The sequence below is a fragment of the Flocculibacter collagenilyticus genome (assembly GCF_016469335.1).
Taxonomy (GTDB): Bacteria; Pseudomonadota; Gammaproteobacteria; order Enterobacterales; family Alteromonadaceae; genus Flocculibacter; species Flocculibacter collagenilyticus.
On the sequence record NZ_CP059888.1, the window covers coordinates 2,457,548 to 2,475,840 of the forward strand.

The window sequence follows — 18,293 nt, forward strand, 5'->3', positions numbered from 1 at the left end:
GCCAAGCAATTGAGTAGCTACCTTTGAATATGCTAGTTTAAAACTTCCCATCAATAGATAATTGGTAAAGGTGCTTCGGATTAAAGCCATGAGTGGCAACATCGTACAAATGGGCTAGAACCTTTTGCGTTTGCATTGGGTGGGCACGCATATCCGGCATACCGTCTGTACTATTGTCCCAAATTAAACAGCTCACATCAGACACAACGCCTTCGCCAACTTTATCTAATTCAGGAATTTTTGGTGCAGCAGCAACATGCTCATATAAAAGGTAATCATCTGCATTTAATGCTTTTACTTTACCTTTTAAAGTGTCAAGTTCAGTCACAGCAGTGTTAAACTCCGTCATATCAGACTTTTTCAGTGTATTTACCACAACATTTGGCAATGAATAACGCGATAAAAACGATTCCATCATAGGTATAACATCGTCTACTGTGGAGTAAACCGTAAAATTTTGCTTTAAGTTATCAATAACTACCTGCGCATCATGATACTCATGATCCTGTGATTCGTATAGATAAGCTTTGGGGTGTAACTGTTTACACATAGTATTTGTATTTTCACTGCGCGAAAAATATTCAACAAAGCCGACTTCACTAACTTCTTGACTAGACTTTTTGCACTCTGAAATATAGCGTGACACTAAAAGCTCAAAAGGCTCTCTAATAATGGTGTACAGTTCACATGGAATTCTATCCATGAGTTTGTGCGAGCCGTAAGGCAATACTCCGCTATACATAATAAATGGTTGATTATGCAACGCTAAGCTCTCTAATTGTGCCATGCCAGCTACACGCATAACTTTTGGTAGCGTTACTTTTTTCTCCTGTTCCTTTTCAAGAACAATTTCCATACCTAATACAGCCGAGCTGACTGAAATTTCGAATGTGGTACCTGCACACCTAGGAATATGATAAAAAAATGCAGGCTTGGAAGGAGAACTCCCTTTACATTTATGACTTGAGATGAATCGCATATCTGGATTTATTTTTTCTGCCAACTCATTGACTATGATTTTTTCAGCCAAATTTCCACCTATAATGTTATTTGAACTTTATACTTATTTACTTTTATAAAAACTAAAATGCTGGCTTATCTGGATAAGCATTTTCAATACTTTTGTACAGCAAATTAATACTTATACGTTCATCCGGTTGTACCCTCAAAGCTAATCCACTGTGACTAGTAATATTTGACGATAATAGTGTATAGGCAGGGTTCCAACTAAATAATTTGCTGTAATCCATTTTATAGCTGTATATATTATCGCAATGTGAATATTTATTTTTATATGCAAAGGGTGTGTGAAAATCTTGAATGACGACATATCCACCATCCTTCAGCACTCTATCGACCTCAGCTGCAATACGAAATAAGTCTTTTCGATCACAAAGGTACAAACAAAAACCAATTATTACTAAATCGAATTGCTCATCATTAAAGGCTAGCTTATCAGCAGATCCTACTTGTAAATCAATCGTAGGGTAATTAACTTTACCCGCGTTAATTGCTTCTGTAGAAACATCAATTCCGCTACATGTGGTATTAAATTTTTTATTAAAAATACTTAATCTTCGTCCGTCACTACAGCCAATTTCAAGCACATGCTCAGGAGAAATCTCCTGAGCAGCTATAAATTCTGCAATAAGATCTTGGTCATCAGCTAGCTTTTCAAAACTAGCCTTATTTCTCTGGTACCAAGCATCTCCTTCAGATGCTAAAAATATTTCTTTTTGCATTATTTCCCCTTAGTGCATGTTCACCTGATTAAGAGGCGCCAATTAATCAGACTTTGTTTCGTCTGTTGATCGTTCAATATTAAATGCGTCTTCTGGCAATTCTTTGAAAGGACCAAACTGATTAATAAACATTTCTTTTAATTCAGTCATATAAGCCATGTACACTTTTAAGGCAGCTTTAATAAAAATGCGTCGTTCTTGCTCTGTTTTAATACAGTAAATTAACCCCAAAATACAGGTCTGCATATAAGTCATACTGCCCTTAAGCAAACGTAGAGTAAAAATCTCTTTAGTTCCATTATAACTAAAGAGCTTTTTATGCTGCTCTGACAAAATGTCGATAATCTGATTGGAATCAAAGTCTGCTTCCATATAACGTTTATCGAATAAGTCATCAAACATTTTCACAGAAAATGCGCCCCGTATTGCAAGCGACTCGTTCCATTTTTCAATATCGAACGGGTTTTCCACACACATTGATTTCAGCTCGTCTTTTATTGCAGCCTTATCCAGTACATTCTCTAAAACAATCTCCTCAGCGTGCAAAGGTTCTGCTCCATTAATTTTTGCACCATCTGAACAGTTAAAAACCTGTTTCTCTTCTCTAAGATGATTACGTAACCTAAACTCAATGGCTGAACGAGCCCAATCAAACGTATGATTACTGTAAACTTTGTCCTCTCCAAAGTTTGCATCACGTGTTACGGATGTATCAAAATCTTCGAACAAGTCTTTAAACTTAGAGTAATACCCTGTGTTTTTAGAGTGATGCTTTGACGGGTCTTTATAGCCCATATCTGCACCAAAAAAGTAAGTATCACCACAGCCGATATAATCACTAAAGCCATAGGCACCATTAACTACTGTAGGATTTGTAGAGTATATTTGTGCGATTTTTAATTCATCACCATACGTAACCCTTAGTAGATCAGTCCCCCCATCATTCGGCTTTAGAAAAATAATGTTGTCACCAAATACATCTATTGCTTTTGGAAAAACGGTTTGCATTGCGACCATTGTGATTTTTGATAGATATTCCTTATCATCTATCAGCTTCAACCAATCGTAAACAGGCTCTGTGCGCTCAATTTCAATATGATAGTCAGGAACAATACCGGCCTTGTGTAACGCAGCAAGAGAAGAGCCGCAAGAAAAAACTATCGCTTTATCTTGATTTTCTTTTATAAAATCGATGTCATTATCTAGCGATGGGCCGGCGCCACATATAAAAACAGGAATATCATCACCCAATTTAAGTGTTGCTCCTTCCTGTATATAGTTACGCTTTGCCTTAATGTTTTGAGAAGTATGACTAAGCGAAATAAATTCATCTTCGGTAAATCCAAAACCCCCATATACATAAGAAAGATTCTTAAAATATCTACCTAATGCATCATCCGTTTTTTCACTATCATAGTGCTTATATATAGGTAAAATCCCAGCTTTGAACTGTCCAAACTTATGCAATAACTTTAAAAAACCATCAATATATTTATCAACATTCGGGTTTACTAGAATCGTGACGCTACCTCCACTTTCTTGGAAGTGGCTAACGAAACTTTCATAATCGAATGTATGCATTGATGCAAAAAAGATATCCTCATTAGGCTCATATAAGTACAGATGATCAATGTTCACTCGCATTAATTCAGTAAGGTGATAACCCAGCCCCACACCAATAAGAGACATAAAAGGATAACGTCCTACATGCTCAAACTCACCGTCTGAAGATGTAATCATATGAGCTCGGCCTAATACTGCAACCTCACGCAAATAGTTCATATGAATAAAACCTAAAGGGTTCTGCTCATCAACTTGTTCGGTGGTCAAAGCAGGCAAACGATAAAGGCTGCGTACGGGCTGCTCTAAAAAATCTTTTGCTTGTTGTAAACTCACCTCTTTGGGGTCTTCGCTATACACCCAGCCAGTGGGTCCACCAATATTCAAGGCTCCGCTTTCATCTAGCTCTAACCCAAATTTTTCAGGTCGATAATCTTTAAATTTTTCATAAAAATGAGGAAACTGATCTTTAAAGAAAATAAGGTTTTTCTGAAAGGTAATAGTGAGAATATTCCTTAGAATATTCTTATTTACTTCGTTACTCATTTAAGCTCCCACATTGTTTAAATCAACAATGGTTATAATTATTTTAAATATAGATCAATTTGTTACACAACCAATACTTTCATGCAAGTCTTCCACCTAAAATATAGGGCAAAAAAGTGACATACGGAAATGTTGAGTAAAATTCTTGCAAAATTACGCTTCATATTGGCAGTAATCACTAATTATTTTAAAAGCAAAAATCACGCCAGAAATAACTCTAGTTTTGGTAACAAAGAGAGAATTGACGAGTATAGCTTACTCGTCAAATATTATAGAAAAGAGGTTATTGATTTATTTTTTAGAGCTAACACCTGCAAGCGCATCTAACTGGGCCTTTAGATAGTCACCCGTTGAATTAAGTTGAGCGACGAGTAAGTCCATTGAGCTAAATTGCTGTAATAAGCGCTGCTCATACTTAATCATTTTTTGGTCAAAAGATGTTTTTTCTTCATCTAAACGCTTAATTGAATTGTTTATCGAGTCGGTTTTAGTATCTAAGATACCTTCCGTGGTTTCATAATCATTAACGATACTGTGTAAACTCTTACCTAGGCCATTTTCTCCAGCAAACAACTCACCAAATTTGTCAAAATTTGCCGATATTTGATTATCTAACTTTTCTTGATCAAGCTTTAATGAACCGTCTTTTTGCGTTTCAATACCGAGCATTGAAAGTGAGAGAAATTGCTGAGGAGCGACTTCTACAGATTCACTTAGCCGATTTCTAAAATGACTCATCATAGTTCGAAGGGTGCTATCACCTACAAGTGGGCCTGCACTGTCAACCTGACCAGTTGAAACCGTCAACTCATTGACAACATCCACCACCCCGTTAAATTTTTCAACAAACTCGACCAGCTTTTCTTTTATTGTTTCTTCGTCTAGCTCTACTTTTATTGCATCAGATTCACCCGCATCGTGAACCTTAGTTGCAACAATTTCGACACCTTTTATCGCGTCAGCAAAAACATTTGATGAGCTTGTCACCGCAATACCACCGTTAATGGTGATTTGTGCATTTGATGCAGCTTGGTTCTCAGAATAATTAGTTGGAGAATAATCATGCGCTAAACGTGACAAACCATTACCGTCAGTAATATCACCGTCGTCATCCGTATCAATCGTCATTGAGATTTGGTGATCACCATAGGCTTTGCCAGTGTCCAATACCAATTTAAAACCACCAACCCCATCATCTTCTAAACTAGCCGTTACATCTAAGCCAGATGCATTAATCTTGTCACGCATATCTTCAATGGTATCAGTGGCTGTCACGGCAATCGCAGCACTATCACTACCCACGTTCAACGTAATTTGACCGTTAGAGTTCATCGTTTCGCCAGCTGTAAAGCCTGTTTGCACCGTTGTTTGAGTAGATGAGAAGCCTAAACGCGATAAGCCTGCACCATCATGATTAAGTCCATCATCATCAGCAATGACTATTTGCATTACACTATCATCGCCAAATTTTTCAGAATTAAATACTAAATGAGTACCATTGTCACCAGTAACCATTGTAGCGGTAATGCCCAACTTAGCAGTTTCTGATGCCTCATTAATTTTCGACTGAATCTCGGCTAAGGTGTCAGTATCAGATATTGAAAGGGTGACATTATCACCGTTCGCATAACCAATCGTAATATCGCCTTTTCCAAAAGCGACTGATGGGTCGAATGCTTGGGTAGTAATTTTTTGTGACTTTGCAATTCTATCCACTCTTACATCATAATCTGCTGGCAGGGCCGCAGAACCTGCTGTAGCAGTAAAATTTGTAGAATCTGAAGTTACTTTACGCTTGCTAAAAGTCGTCGACAATTTTAAATCAAACAGATTCGCTTCTAAGTCCGAAGTTGCGCTCTTAAGCTTGCCAATGCCAGAAATTTGCTCGGTGAATTTGACTTGGCTAGCTTCATAACGATCGTCAAACCCTTTACGCTCAGCCTCAACCAGCTGCGTAACAGTTCCACTTACGTCGAACCCAGTGCCAACACCGGGAGAAGATAAAGAAGCCATAGTTCACCTCGCTTGTTAAATACTCGTATCTAAAAACTTACCTGTAGCATTAGATAAGTTATTAACTACGCGTAATACTTCTTCAGATGGTATCTGGCGAATTAGTTCACCTGAATTTTTATCAACAACCTTAATAATGTCTCTGCCAGATTCTTCATCAACAACAAAATTAAGAGATTTATTTAAACTACCCACAAACTCCTGCAATTGTTGAGCCACAACTTCTAACTTTTCAGGTTCAATCAATGATTTATCAGTAGATTGACTCTGGCTAACGTCTTGTTGTTTCGCTGACTTAATATCACTTACCTTATTAGCTTTATCAGCTTCTTGAGCACTGACCGAAGTCTTAGCTTGTGAAGCATCCTTTGAGCTATTAAGGTCTGTTGATAACTCCCTATTTTCATTAAATTTTAAAGTGTCTATGTTCATAACGCCTCCGACAATTTAAACGGCAAAAGGGACCTACAAAGAGTCCCTTTAATTGCCAATTGTTTTTTCGCTTTCCTTGTTAACCAAGCAAACTTAATGCTGCTTGTGGTAACTGGTTGGCCTGTGCCAAGATTGACGTACTTGCCTGAGTAAGAATCTGCGACTTAGTAAGTTTAGCAGTTTCCGCAGCAAAGTCAGTGTCACGAATTCGGCCACGTGATGCTGTTGCGTTCTCAACTACGTTCTCTAAGTTAGAGATTGTAGATGATAAACGGTTCTGTACCGCACCTAGACCAGCACGTTGACTGTCAATGTACTTCAATGCGCCATCGATAACATCGATTGCTTTTTGTGCACCTTGAGCTGTACCGATATCAATTTCATCTAGACCATCTTTGTTAGAAATTGAAGATAGCGCTTCATGTGTACCTTGCATAATACCCGCACAATCGAACGCTGATTGCAATGTAACTTTAAATGCTTCGTTCGCTTTCATGTTTACAGAGCCACCAAACTCGGCATATATAGCTGCCGTGTCAGACATTGCAGATTCAACTTTACCTGTAAGTAAGAAGCCATCTGAAACTACGTTATCACGCTTAGTTACATCACCTTCGTAGTTATACGTGTTAGCACGGATAACTGCTTGCGATGTATTTTGACCTGATACCTGTAGGTTTTCGATACGGATGTTATCACCGTTTTCATTAACCATTACAAGTCGGCCGTCACCTGTTACAGATGCTGCAATACCAGTTTCACTCGCCACTTGGTTAATCGCGTTAACCGCTGCACTTAACTCTTCTGTGTTCGTTAATGTAAATGATACTTTCGATGCCGGAATATCACTTTGTGCGTCATTTTGACCACGTAATTCAAACGAGAACGTTAATTCTGTTACTGGTGAAGTTGTCGAGTTAGAATCTATGAATACACCCACATCATTGGTAATTTCATCAGTACCACCTTTATAGAAGTCTAATGAAATTGTTGTACGCGCATCTGCTCTGACACCAGTTTGCGAAGCAACATTATTAATTGAGTCTGCAACACTTGCTGCGCTACCATCTCGGTTTTCCAGCGTAGTAATTGATTTACCTAACTCACCTTCAACTTCAATATTCAGCGTATTATCGCTATTAGCCCCTAGTGCCATACCTAATGCACCAATATGCACATCAGTAATTTCAGAGTCAGACATCGCACTCACGATTGACATACCACCAAGACCAATAGCAGCACCTATACCAAACTCCGACGCACTTTCAGCACCAAATGAAATATCTAAGCTTGTGTCGTTAAAGTTAACTTGTCTTGAGCTCACATCAAAGCTAGAGTCAAGCTGAACAAGCTCGTACGAGTTTGATCCCATATCAGTTGTTTTAAATGAGCCAACACTCACATTAATTGTTTCATAGGCATTCGCGCCCACTTGGAAACTTTCCGTACCAAATGAACCATCTAATAGCTTTCTATCACCAAAAGTTGTTGCATTAGCAATACGGTCAAGCTCATTTTTAAGTTGCACAACTTCTTCTTGTAGTGCTTCACGGTCACTGTTTGAGTATGTACCGTTGGCAGCCTGTACCGAAAGGTCACGCATACGTTGTAAGATATTTGTACTTTCTTGTAGTGCACCCTCAGCGGTTTGTGCCATTGAAATACCATCATTTGCATTTCGTGCAGCTACATTTAAGCCGTTAATTTGTGATGTTAATCGGCTTGAAATTTGAAGACCCGCAGCATCATCTTTCGCACTATTGATACGTAAGCCAGATGACAAACGTTCCATCGATGTTGTTTGCGAGTTATGCGCTTTACTCAAGTTACGTTGAGCGTTTAGCGATGTAGGATTCGATTTTACTGTAATAGCCATAATGACTCACCTCTCGTAGAAATAATTTTCTTACACTAATTCGTTAATGATTATTTAACGGCAGTTTTTTAACCAACTTTAGAAAAAATTTTAAGAATTTACTTTTTTCTAAAGTTTATGCGGTTAAAAAACAACTTAACCTTCAACTAAAACAAGCCACTATGGCTTTACACGACAAATTAAAAAATGATGCATTTTTCAGTTCTAATCCAACATTTAATTTTATTTGCTACAAGAGTTATAACGGCGCTTAATCGATAAACTTGAATAAAAAATTCAAAAAAGAGAAAAGGAAATAGAAAGGGAGTCAAAAACAAATTTGCAGATGGTATTCAATACGAGGTAAGCAAAAATGTGGAGTGTTAATTAATGTAAGAGCTATATTCTTCTAGTGCTCGTAACGCGTACCCTTTATAAAGCGGTACCCCCATAAATGAAATGAGGGTGCCAAAGGAGATAAAATAAACGAAAGCGACGTTTTAGCCACCAAGAAGCGAAAGTGCTGCTTGTGGTAATTGGTTAGCTTGCGCCAATACTGACGTACCCGCTTGTTGTAAAATTTGATTTTTAGTTAAACGTGCTGTTTCTAACGCAAAGTCTGTATCACGAATACGACTTCTTGACGCTGACGCATTCTCAACGACATTTTCTAAGTTAGAAATTGTTGATGATAGACGGTTTTGCACTGCACCTAAGCCTGCTCGTTGGCTATCAATATAGTCTATCGCGCCATCAATGACGTCAATTGCTTTTTGAGCACCTAGTGCAGTACCAATATCGATTTCATCAATCGTGTTTTGTCTTGATAACTGACTTAGATTTTCATGAGTACCTTGCAGTAACCCTGCCGAATCATAAGCAGACTGCAAAGCAACTTTAAAGCCGTCCGTTGACTTCATATTTACTGTGCCTACGAATTCAGCATAAATACCCGCAGTATCAGACATCGCCGATGCCACTTTACCAGACAACAAGAAACCATCTGAAATTACACTACCACGGTCTGTTACATCACCATCATAATCGTAAGTATTCGCACGTATGACTGCTTGTGAAGTATTTCGGCCTGATACTTGCAAGTTTTCAATACGTATATTGTCGCCCTGCTCACTGATCATCACAACACGACCATCGCCTGTCATTGTTGCTGATATACCAGTTTCACTTGCTACTTGGTTTATCGCATTTACCGCAGCACTTAATTCTTCAGTATTTGTAAGGGTAAATGATACTTTTGATGCAGGTACACCACCTTGTGCGTCATTATTTCCACGTAACTCAAATGAGAATGTTAATTCTGTCACAGGTGACGTTGTCGAATCTGAATCGATAAATACACCTACATCATTTAGTGCTTCAGACGTACCACCTTTATAAAAATCTAAAGAAATAACGTTTCTCGCATCAGCTTTAACACCCGTTTGAGAGGTTGTCGCGTTAATTGTTTCTTCAACCTTAAAGGCACTACCATCCCTATTTTCTAGTGTGGTAATCGACTTACCTAGTTCGCCTTCAATTTCAATATTTAAAGTAGCATCACTATTTGCTGCTAATGGAATACCCAACGCACCAACGTGAATCTCTGAAATTGCGGTATCTGACAAAGCGCTTGTAATCGCCATACGCCCAAGCCCAATTGCAACACTGGAGTCAAATTCGCTATGCGACTGAGTACCAACAGATATATTTAAACTAGTGTCATTGTAATCAACTTGGCGAGAAGAAAGGTTAAAGTTTGAGTCTAAGTCCATTAACTCATAACTTTCATTACCTATCGCATCTGTCTGGAATGAACCCACACTCACATTAATCGTCTCAAACGCATTCGCACCGACTTGGAAAGATTCGGTGCCGAATGTACCGTCCAACAATTTACGATCACCAAACGTCGTGGTCGTTGCAATTCGGTCTAGTTCATTTTGAAGTTGAACGATTTCTTCTTGAAGTGCATTACGGTCAGCGTCTGAATATGTACCATTCGCCGCTTGTACCGCAAGGTCACGCATACGTTGCAAAATATTGGTACTTTCTTGAAGTGCACCTTCTGCCGTTTGTGCCATCGATATACCGTCGTTTGCATTTCTAACCGCTACGTTCAAACCGTTGATTTGTGACGTTAGCTTATTAGATATTTGCATACCCGCAGCATCATCTTTTGCGCTGTTAATGCGTAAACCCGATGAAAGTCGTTCCATCGATGTTGTTAAGCTTTCTGTAGAACCATTCAAATTCCGCTGCGCGTTTAAGGACGCCACATTGGTATTAATGAACATACCCATAATTTATCTCCTCAATGACAAAATCATGTCGCTGTATATTTTATCTCAGTACACTTAATGCACAATTTATGCCAAGTGATTTAAATAAAGTCGAATAATGATAAGTTTTGTATTTTCGCAAATGACTGCTGCGCGGCTTGTAAACCCGTTCGAGAAAGCTCCATATTCTTTATGGCTTCGTAGATATCTATCTCTTCTAATTCCGCAAGCGTCTCTTTCACATTTTCTTGAAAGCGTTGAATAGCTTGGTCTTCGTTAGCAATAGCATTGAGCCGCGCCCCTACATCTGAACGCACATTGTCGATGTTCGTCATGCCGTTTTTAAGATCGCCTATCAGGCTGCCGATAAGGTCATTTCTACGCGTATTTTCAGGCCTATCAAGACGGAGCGTATCGCCAACAATCTCCACTCCTGTAACTCTGATCTCAATACCGTTAAACCTTAAATCAGTGCCTAGCGGATCATAAGGCTGACTGGTAGCAGGTGGAGCTGGTAAGTGTGTTTTAATCACCGTGGCAGGAATCGTAGAACGATCCACTTCATCAATTTGAATCTCACCCGGTGCAGGAAAAGATATTTCAAAATCTGCAAGATTATGATCATCAGGCGACACTATGTTGCCACCTGTGACATTTATTGCCGAACCTACATTTGCCTGTGCAGTGTAGTTAGTGCCACTGACTGACAAAGCATCAACTGCTTGTTGCATGATCCAAAGAATATTCGTGGTTTGATCATTATTTTTTTCTTGAATATTAAAAGTGTCACCTGCCACTGGCGAAGCGAGTGGATCAGTTTTAACCGTAATACCTTGAAAGGTAATGTCATCACCAGGTGCATATGAATAAGGACCTGCTACTATATCTGTGCCAGGGTTAGGCACTGCTACGCCTGTAGAGTCAAACTGGACTACTTGCCACTCTAGCCCCGTACCAGGATCAGAAAATTGAATTTGAAAGTTGTCGTATGGGGCAACCGGTCGTGAGTGTTCTGTGATATCCGTTACAAACCCAGTAGATACTAGCGCCCCACTAGCAGCAGGCCCAACAGGCTCATATACAGGCGAGTATGCTTCAACATTATCAATAAAATTAGATCCCGGATCATTGACGCCTACTAAATAGCTAGCTGCAATCAATACATCTCTTTGCCCATCATCACCTTGATATTGGTGATAACCAAAACCGTCTTTTTGATAAGGCTCTGTGCGTGTTTGAAAGCCTGAGAACATATAATCGCCATTGGCGTTCTTCTCATTTGCTAAGCCTTCAAATTCGCGCATTCGAGAGGATAACTCTAGCTGCAAAGCTAATCTTGCATCTTCATCTAGCGCACCATTTATTGACTGGGTCATCAACTCTTGTACACGCCACAAAATATTGGTCATCGAAATAAGCGCCGTTTCTTCACCGTTATTAAATCGGGTAGCCGCATCCTGTGCTTTCAAATAACGGTCACTTGTTTCAATTTCACGTTTTAATTTAATGATGCTATTTGACGCTACCGGATCATCCGAAGGATTAATGACTTTCTTACCTGAAGCGAGCTCTTCTTGAGCACGGTCTAAGTCAAACTGACGTTCTTGCAATTGCGACACATTTCGTTCGAAAAAATTAGCTGTTCCTATTCTCATGATTTACCTACCTAACAGCCTGTAATAAGGTTTCAAAAATATCTCGACCAGTAGAAATAATGCGAGATGAGGCTGAATACGCTTGTTGAAATTTAATTAAGTTAGCCGCCTCTTCATCAAGATTTACTCCTGAAATAGCAGCATTTCGTTCGGTAGCACTTTCAAGTAACGTTTCGAATGAATCTGTAGATATTTTGCGGGTTTGGGTTTCTACACCAACGAACGTGACTAGTTCTGCGTAGCTTTCAGAAAACGTATTACTTTGACCATCTAACGTTTTCGTGTTTTGCAGATTTAGCATGGCTAATGCATTGGTATTATCACCAGGACCAAACGGTTTAGTATTTGCGTCATCATTGGCATCGTTATCTGCACGACGCACGGTGAAACTGGCATTTGCAGTTATATCGCCATCAATTCTGAAGCGTAATCCCGGCCCTTCAAGAATCTTGTCAGCAGGTATCGCGATAGGCCCACCAATTAAAGACGCGCCTAAAGGGTCGGTAATGTCATACGTATTCGCACCTGCATCTATATTTATACGTATTGATTGATCAGGTAATGCAGATGGAGGACCATTCACAGGCCCTGGAAATGCAGGGTTTAACTCATTAGAAATTTCATATAAATCTAAACTTAAATTGTCTGGATTTAGCGTGGCATTGGTTTCAAGGTAATTATCAGCCGCCGCTATTTTCTTAGGATCAGTAATTACGCTTTCAATATCACGCGCGCCATTGTAGGTTGGACGAATTAAAAATTCGTCACCGTCATTTGCAGGTGACGCTAAATTAGTTTGAAACTCAATATCAATACCAATTTCAGGAATTGATAGTCGGGTGCCCGCCCCCGGAAAAGCAACAGGTGTGCCTGAAACCGTATTACCTTCACTATCTTTGATCGTGATATTACCAGCATCATACTTCATGGTGTAGTTTTCACCTGTGAGCGATGATGCATCCCGAATATACACTTCTACATTGGTTTGAACACTATTCTGGTTAGAGTTAAATACGCGATCCAACACTACTTGAGGATCATTAACGTCTTTAAACATGTTTTGACCAATATCGCCGTTAAAATCACGCCCCATAGACTGTTGTCGATTGAATGCATCAGCGTAAGCGATTGCAATTTTGCCAACTTCACGGATGGCAGGTAATAGCACTTCATCACGTATATCAAATAACCCTGTTAACGAGCCACCTTTAAGTTCTTGGGTAATAATTGATTTAGTTTTAGCGCCAGGAGTTGCAGAAACACCAATTTCTAATTTAGATGCATCAAATTCATTGCGAACAACAGACAGCGGCACAGAAATATTTCCGGCAATTAACGTAATACCGGTGCCTATGGTCATATTCATAGAACCATCAGGTAAATCGATAATATTTACCGATATTTTTTCGCTTAATTCTTTAATTAATAAATCACGTTTATCCAATAAGTCATTAGGAGGAAAGCCTTCGCCGCCAATGCTGTTAGCCACGGTAATTTCGTTATTTAATTCAGCAATTCTGGTGGTAATTTCATTAATGGTTTCAACTGTCGTCTCTATTTCTTCATTAATGTTTCCTAAATGCTGTTGCTCCATTTCCGTTTGCAGATTATTAAAGCGTTTTGCTAAGGATTCAGCCGTACTAATACCTACATTTCGAGCTGAAATAATAGTCGGTTCTTCAGTAATGCCGTTAACCGCATCAAACATTTCTTCAATGTTTTTGGTGATACCTGTATCCGAGTCAGCTAATAAATCATCTATCCTTGCGGCATTAGATCGCATCGTTTCATGGTAGTTATATTGAGACTCGTTATAGAGAACTTCACGATAGTTAAATTCGTTATAAGCGCGAGTGATTGATTTTAATCTTGCGCCATTACCTAATAACGTGCCCGCAAATGGTAAACCAATGGTAGATTCTTGCTCGGTGCGCTGCCTGTTATACCCTTCGGTGTTCACATTTGTGATATTGTGACCCGTGGTACTTAATCCATGCTGAGCAACTCTTAATCCAGAAACGCCAATATCTAGTAAACTCATTTCTTAGCTCCCTGTATTGTGTTAGAGGCCGATTCACCAACCACGCCATTGAGCATTTTGCTGAAGGTATCACTTTTTAAGATGCCAATAATTTTTGACGCATAATTGGGATCGGTGGCGTATCCTGCACTTTGCAGTTCGGTTAGATAAGTGACTTCATCTTGGGTGTTGTTGAGTGCTTTTTGGTAACGACTCTTAGAAGAAATTAGATTTACAAAGTCGTCAAAACTTTGCTCAATAGAGTCGTACGCTCTAAATGCAGCAAATTTTTTAACAGGTAAGCCCTGTTCAAACTCTAATGTGGTTTTATGCGCTTTATCGCCTTGCCAACTATTATTGGCTTTTATATTGAAAAAGTTAAAAGAACTTTCGCCATTTAACTTATTGATTACGTGCCGTCCCCAACCTGTTTCTAGCGCGGCTTGAGCAAGCATAACAGCAGGATTTAAGCCTATTTTATCAGCCGCTTTTTTAGCACTATCCCATAGTCCTTCAACAAACTCGGCGGTTGTTTCGAATACTGAGCCAGTCGTTTCAGTCGGTTTTCTCACCACATCATTACTGGCGTTGTTTGCATTTAGCTTTTCCGAGTTACGCTCAAATTGATTTTCAGACTTACTGTCAGTAATTAAAAAACTAGCATTTTGTTGAAGTGATTTAGGCTCGGTTGCATCATCAGTCGAAGTTCTTGGCAAAAAATCGCCGTTTCGAAGTACATTCCCCGGCATATATTTACCTTTTTCTGGGGAAAGCTGTTGCACAATAATATCTGCTAAACCTAACGAACCAGATTGAGAAATTTCCAGCGCTAACTGCTGGTCATGCATATCTCTAAAATATTTTACGCTACTTGCATTAAACGGGTTGTTACTGTCTTCAAACGCAGCATTGGCTTTGCGCATGCTTTTAAACATCATTTGAGTAAAAATCGACTCAAATTGTTTTGCCGCTTGCTTTAGTGCCTCACGATCATCATCACCACTAAGCGCCGCTTTTCTTAATTCATCTAAGCCACTTAGGTCATGATAATTTTGACTGCTAGAAAGTTTATTCATAGTTTGCGCGTAAATTTATTGACAGATTTATGGTTACATAATCATCAAAATGCAAAATATGCGCCAACTAACAAATTTATAGTGCTAAGCCATGAGAGGGGAAGCTAGCTGGCAAGCAAATAGTAGGTTTAATGTGAAGGCTAACTTAGTAATGCTTCTGTAGAATTTGTCATTTAAATCCTAGCGTTAAGTCACATACAATAGCATTGTCAACAAGGATGAAGTCACTAATAATAACTGTCGCAATGATGAATTTAAAAATGAAAAGGGATGTTCAAGAAAGCACGTTGGGCTAGCAACTTAATACTAACCCGAACGACTCAATAATTAGGCTTGTGCATCTTAAATAACAACAAGCTCACCACTAATTGCGCCTGCCTCTTTAAGCGCTTCTAATATTGCCATTAAATCGCCAGGAGCAGCGCCAACTTCATTAATCGCTCTGACTAAATCATCTAAACTGGCGCCCGGATCAAATACAAAAGCACGCGTATCATCACGCGCAATGTCTAAAATAGACTGTGTGGTAACAACCGTTTCAGCGGTATCAGGGGCAAAGGCTCCTGGCTGCTCCGCAACCTGCTGCTCAGCAATCGTTACTGTTAATCCACCATGAGTAATGGCTGCTGGTTTAAGCTTCACATTTTTACCAATCACTATTGTGCCGGTGCGTGAATTAACAATAATCCTTGCAGCGCTGTCAGCAGGTTTAAATTCTAAGTTCTCTAATGCTGATAAATAAGCAACTCGTTGAGATACATTACGTGGCGCAGTAACTTCGACAGAGGCGGCATCAAGTGGCAAAGCCGTATTTGGACCAACTAAAGTGTTAATGGTTTCCGCTAATCTTTTTGCCGTCGTAAAGTCTGGGCGATTTAAGTTAAAAACAATATGATCACCTTGTGAGAATGGGTTAGCAACGGCTCGTTCAACTATGCCTCCGTTTGGCACTCTTCCTACAGTGGGTGTATTTACTAAAATACGAGAACCATCTGCCCCTTCAGCACCTAAGCCACTCACTACCATGCTACCTTGAGCTATCGCATAAACTTGCCCATCTATGCCTTTTAAAAAGGTTTGTAATAATGTTCCACCGCGTAAACTACCAGCACTACCTATCGAAGAAACTGTCACATCAATCGTTTGCCCCGGTTTTAAAAATGGTGGCAGTTCAGCATGCACCGCAACAGCGGCAACGTTTTTAATTTTAGGTTTTAAATCAGCGGGTAAGGAAATGCCAAAATTGTTCAACATGGCTTTGAAGCTTTGTTCAGTAAACTTACTTTGCTCACCCGTGCCCGGTAAACCTACTACCAAACCATAACCAATCAACTGGTTAGAGCGAACTCCTTGTACTTGCGCTACATCTTTGATGCGTTCCGCATTCGATAGTGGTGAGTAGCATGTAGTTAGCAACACCGCTGTTAATAGCATTAATTTTGTTAAAATATTCATTTTACACCTCTAATGCGGCATTAATTATGTGGTTACGAGAACATGAGCAAATTAATGTAATGATAAAAGTAGAATTCATCATCTTAGAATGGCCACCATGTACTGGTAAAAAATCTGGCCAACCATCCAGGTGTTTGTGCATTTGCGATATCACCTTTACCACTGTATTCGATTCGTGCATTAGCAACGCGCGTTGATTCAATGGTGTTATCCGCTGTAATATCTTGCGGCCGAATTAAGCCTGTAACACGAATGAACTCTTCACCTGTGTTAAGCGTGAGCCACTTTTCACCTCGGATCACTAAATTCCCATTAGGCAGTACCTGAAGAATATTAACGGAAATGTTGCCACTTAAGCTATTGCTTTGGTTAGATTTCGCATCACCTTTGAACGAGTTGTCTGAATCTAAACCTAATTGAATTGCATCACCTTTAAATGCCACATTTTGTCCGCCAAATCCCACTATAGGATCTAGGCTTGCCGATGTGGTTTTCTTATTTTCAGTTTTAGCTGTTTTTGAGGCTTGCGTGCTTTCTTCAAGCACTACCGTGATAATGTCACCTACCCGATGTGCCTTTCTATCAGAATATAGGCCATTGTTTGTGTCAGGATTAAACAGCGAACCGTTAGCAACTATTTTATCTACAGGTGCTTCTGGTGCTACTGGCATAAAGTAAGGATCATCTCGTTCTACAGTCGTTTGCGTACTTACGCATCCTGTAGTCAACAAACCAACTATTAATGTGATATAAAGTTTCATAATACAACTCACTCTAAATAGGTTTCATGCAAGCAGCTAAGTAAAAATAAGGCTATTAAAGCTGCTGATTTAAATTTTGCATCATTTGATCAACGGCAGAAATTACCTTCGAGTTCATTTCATAAACTCGCTGAGTTTCAATCAAATTAACGAGCTCTTCAGTCACGTTTACATTGGATGTTTCTAAAGACCCTTGAACAATTACACCAAGCCCTTCAACGCCGGGGTTGCCTTGTACTGGCGCACCGCTGACTGCGGTTTCTAAGTACAAGTTTTGTCCCATTGGTTCTAAGCCCGTTGGGTTAATAAAATCAGAAATGGTAATCTGGCCAATAACTTGGTTTTCAGCCTGACCACGCACCCGCACTGACACTTCGCCTTCTTGTGACACTGTGATTGATTGTGCGTCCTGAGGAATAATAATTTCTGGCTGTAACGGATAACCAGCTCCTGGCGTAACAATTCGACCATTTTCGTCAGATGTAAATTGACCATTACGGGTATAAGACAACGTACCGTCAGGTAACAACACCTCAAAAAAACCTTGTCCTTGGATCATCAAATCCATCGCGTTTTCAGTTGTGATCATATTGCCTTGCGAAAAGGTTTTTTGCGTTGCAACGACTTTTGCTCCCGCTCCCACCATTAAGCCAGATGGTAACTCGGTATCTGCCGATGAACGGCCACCAGGTTGATTGATGTTTTGATAAAGCAAATCTTCAAATACCGCTCGACTCTTTTTAAAACCTATCGTACTGGCGTTCGCTAAATTATTTGAAATAACCGAGGTATCGGTTTGTTGGGCATCTAATCCCGTTTTACTTATCCAAAGTGCCGGATGCATAATCCTTCTCCTCTGTGTTCGTTTCAGCAATCAGTGTTGTTAAGCGTTGCAGTAA

Annotated in this window: 13 protein-coding genes; all 13 read right to left on the reverse strand. The window is 39.6% G+C overall.

The features are described 5' to 3' along the window. Nucleotides 1-37: 37 nt before the first annotated feature. Nucleotides 38-1,030, reverse strand: coding sequence for a hypothetical protein (locus HUU81_RS10910; RefSeq protein WP_199608981.1), 993 nt, complete (start codon nt 1,028-1,030; stop codon nt 38-40). A 52-nt stretch (nt 1,031-1,082) separates the two neighbouring features. Further along, nucleotides 1,083-1,742 carry a class I SAM-dependent methyltransferase gene (locus HUU81_RS10915; protein WP_199608982.1) on the reverse strand — a complete coding sequence of 220 codons (660 nt, stop codon included), beginning with the start codon at nt 1,740-1,742 and terminating at the stop codon, nt 1,083-1,085. 42 nt (nt 1,743-1,784) lie between these two features. Next, nucleotides 1,785-3,848 (reverse strand): motility associated factor glycosyltransferase family protein, encoded by a 2,064-nt coding sequence (locus HUU81_RS10920; protein WP_199608983.1) that lies wholly within the window; start codon nt 3,846-3,848, stop codon nt 1,785-1,787. 291 nt (nt 3,849-4,139) lie between these two features. Then, complete coding sequence (fliD, locus tag HUU81_RS10925; protein ID WP_199608984.1) at nt 4,140-5,861, reverse strand: flagellar filament capping protein FliD; 1,722 nt, start codon at nt 5,859-5,861, stop codon at nt 4,140-4,142. A 15-nt stretch (nt 5,862-5,876) separates the two neighbouring features. Then, nucleotides 5,877-6,293: a flagellar protein FlaG gene (locus tag HUU81_RS10930; RefSeq protein WP_199608985.1), complete on the reverse strand. Its 417-nt coding sequence runs from the start codon at nt 6,291-6,293 to the stop codon at nt 5,877-5,879. 79 nt (nt 6,294-6,372) lie between these two features. Next, nucleotides 6,373-8,169: a flagellin N-terminal helical domain-containing protein gene (locus HUU81_RS17570; RefSeq protein WP_199608986.1), complete on the reverse strand. Its 1,797-nt coding sequence runs from the start codon at nt 8,167-8,169 to the stop codon at nt 6,373-6,375. A gap of 479 nt (nt 8,170-8,648) precedes the next feature. Then, nucleotides 8,649-10,448 (reverse strand): flagellin, encoded by a 1,800-nt coding sequence (locus tag HUU81_RS17575; RefSeq protein ID WP_199608987.1) that lies wholly within the window; start codon nt 10,446-10,448, stop codon nt 8,649-8,651. Nucleotides 10,449-10,528: 80 nt separating this feature from the next. Beyond that, nucleotides 10,529-12,082 carry a flagellar hook-associated protein FlgL gene (flgL, locus tag HUU81_RS10945; RefSeq protein WP_199608988.1) on the reverse strand — a complete coding sequence of 518 codons (1,554 nt, stop codon included), beginning with the start codon at nt 12,080-12,082 and terminating at the stop codon, nt 10,529-10,531. A gap of 7 nt (nt 12,083-12,089) precedes the next feature. Next, nucleotides 12,090-14,123 carry a flagellar hook-associated protein FlgK gene (gene flgK / locus HUU81_RS10950; protein ID WP_199608989.1) on the reverse strand — a complete coding sequence of 678 codons (2,034 nt, stop codon included), beginning with the start codon at nt 14,121-14,123 and terminating at the stop codon, nt 12,090-12,092. After that, the gene (gene flgJ, locus HUU81_RS10955; RefSeq protein ID WP_199608990.1) at nt 14,120-15,178 is read right to left on the reverse strand and encodes a flagellar assembly peptidoglycan hydrolase FlgJ; all 1,059 of its coding nucleotides are present in this window, start codon (nt 15,176-15,178) and stop codon (nt 14,120-14,122) included. Before flgJ ends, flgK begins: the two co-directional genes overlap by 4 nt. Nucleotides 15,179-15,520: 342 nt before the next feature. Continuing rightward, complete coding sequence (locus HUU81_RS10960; RefSeq protein WP_233520618.1) at nt 15,521-16,612, reverse strand: flagellar basal body P-ring protein FlgI; 1,092 nt, start codon at nt 16,610-16,612, stop codon at nt 15,521-15,523. Nucleotides 16,613-16,716: 104 nt separating this feature from the next. Continuing rightward, on the reverse strand, nt 16,717-17,394 hold the full coding sequence (gene flgH, locus HUU81_RS10965; protein ID WP_199608992.1) for a flagellar basal body L-ring protein FlgH: 678 nt from the start codon (nt 17,392-17,394) through the stop codon (nt 16,717-16,719). A 55-nt stretch (nt 17,395-17,449) separates the two neighbouring features. Further along, nucleotides 17,450-18,238 carry a flagellar basal-body rod protein FlgG gene (flgG, locus tag HUU81_RS10970; protein ID WP_199608993.1) on the reverse strand — a complete coding sequence of 263 codons (789 nt, stop codon included), beginning with the start codon at nt 18,236-18,238 and terminating at the stop codon, nt 17,450-17,452. Nucleotides 18,239-18,293: the final 55 nt, after the last annotated feature.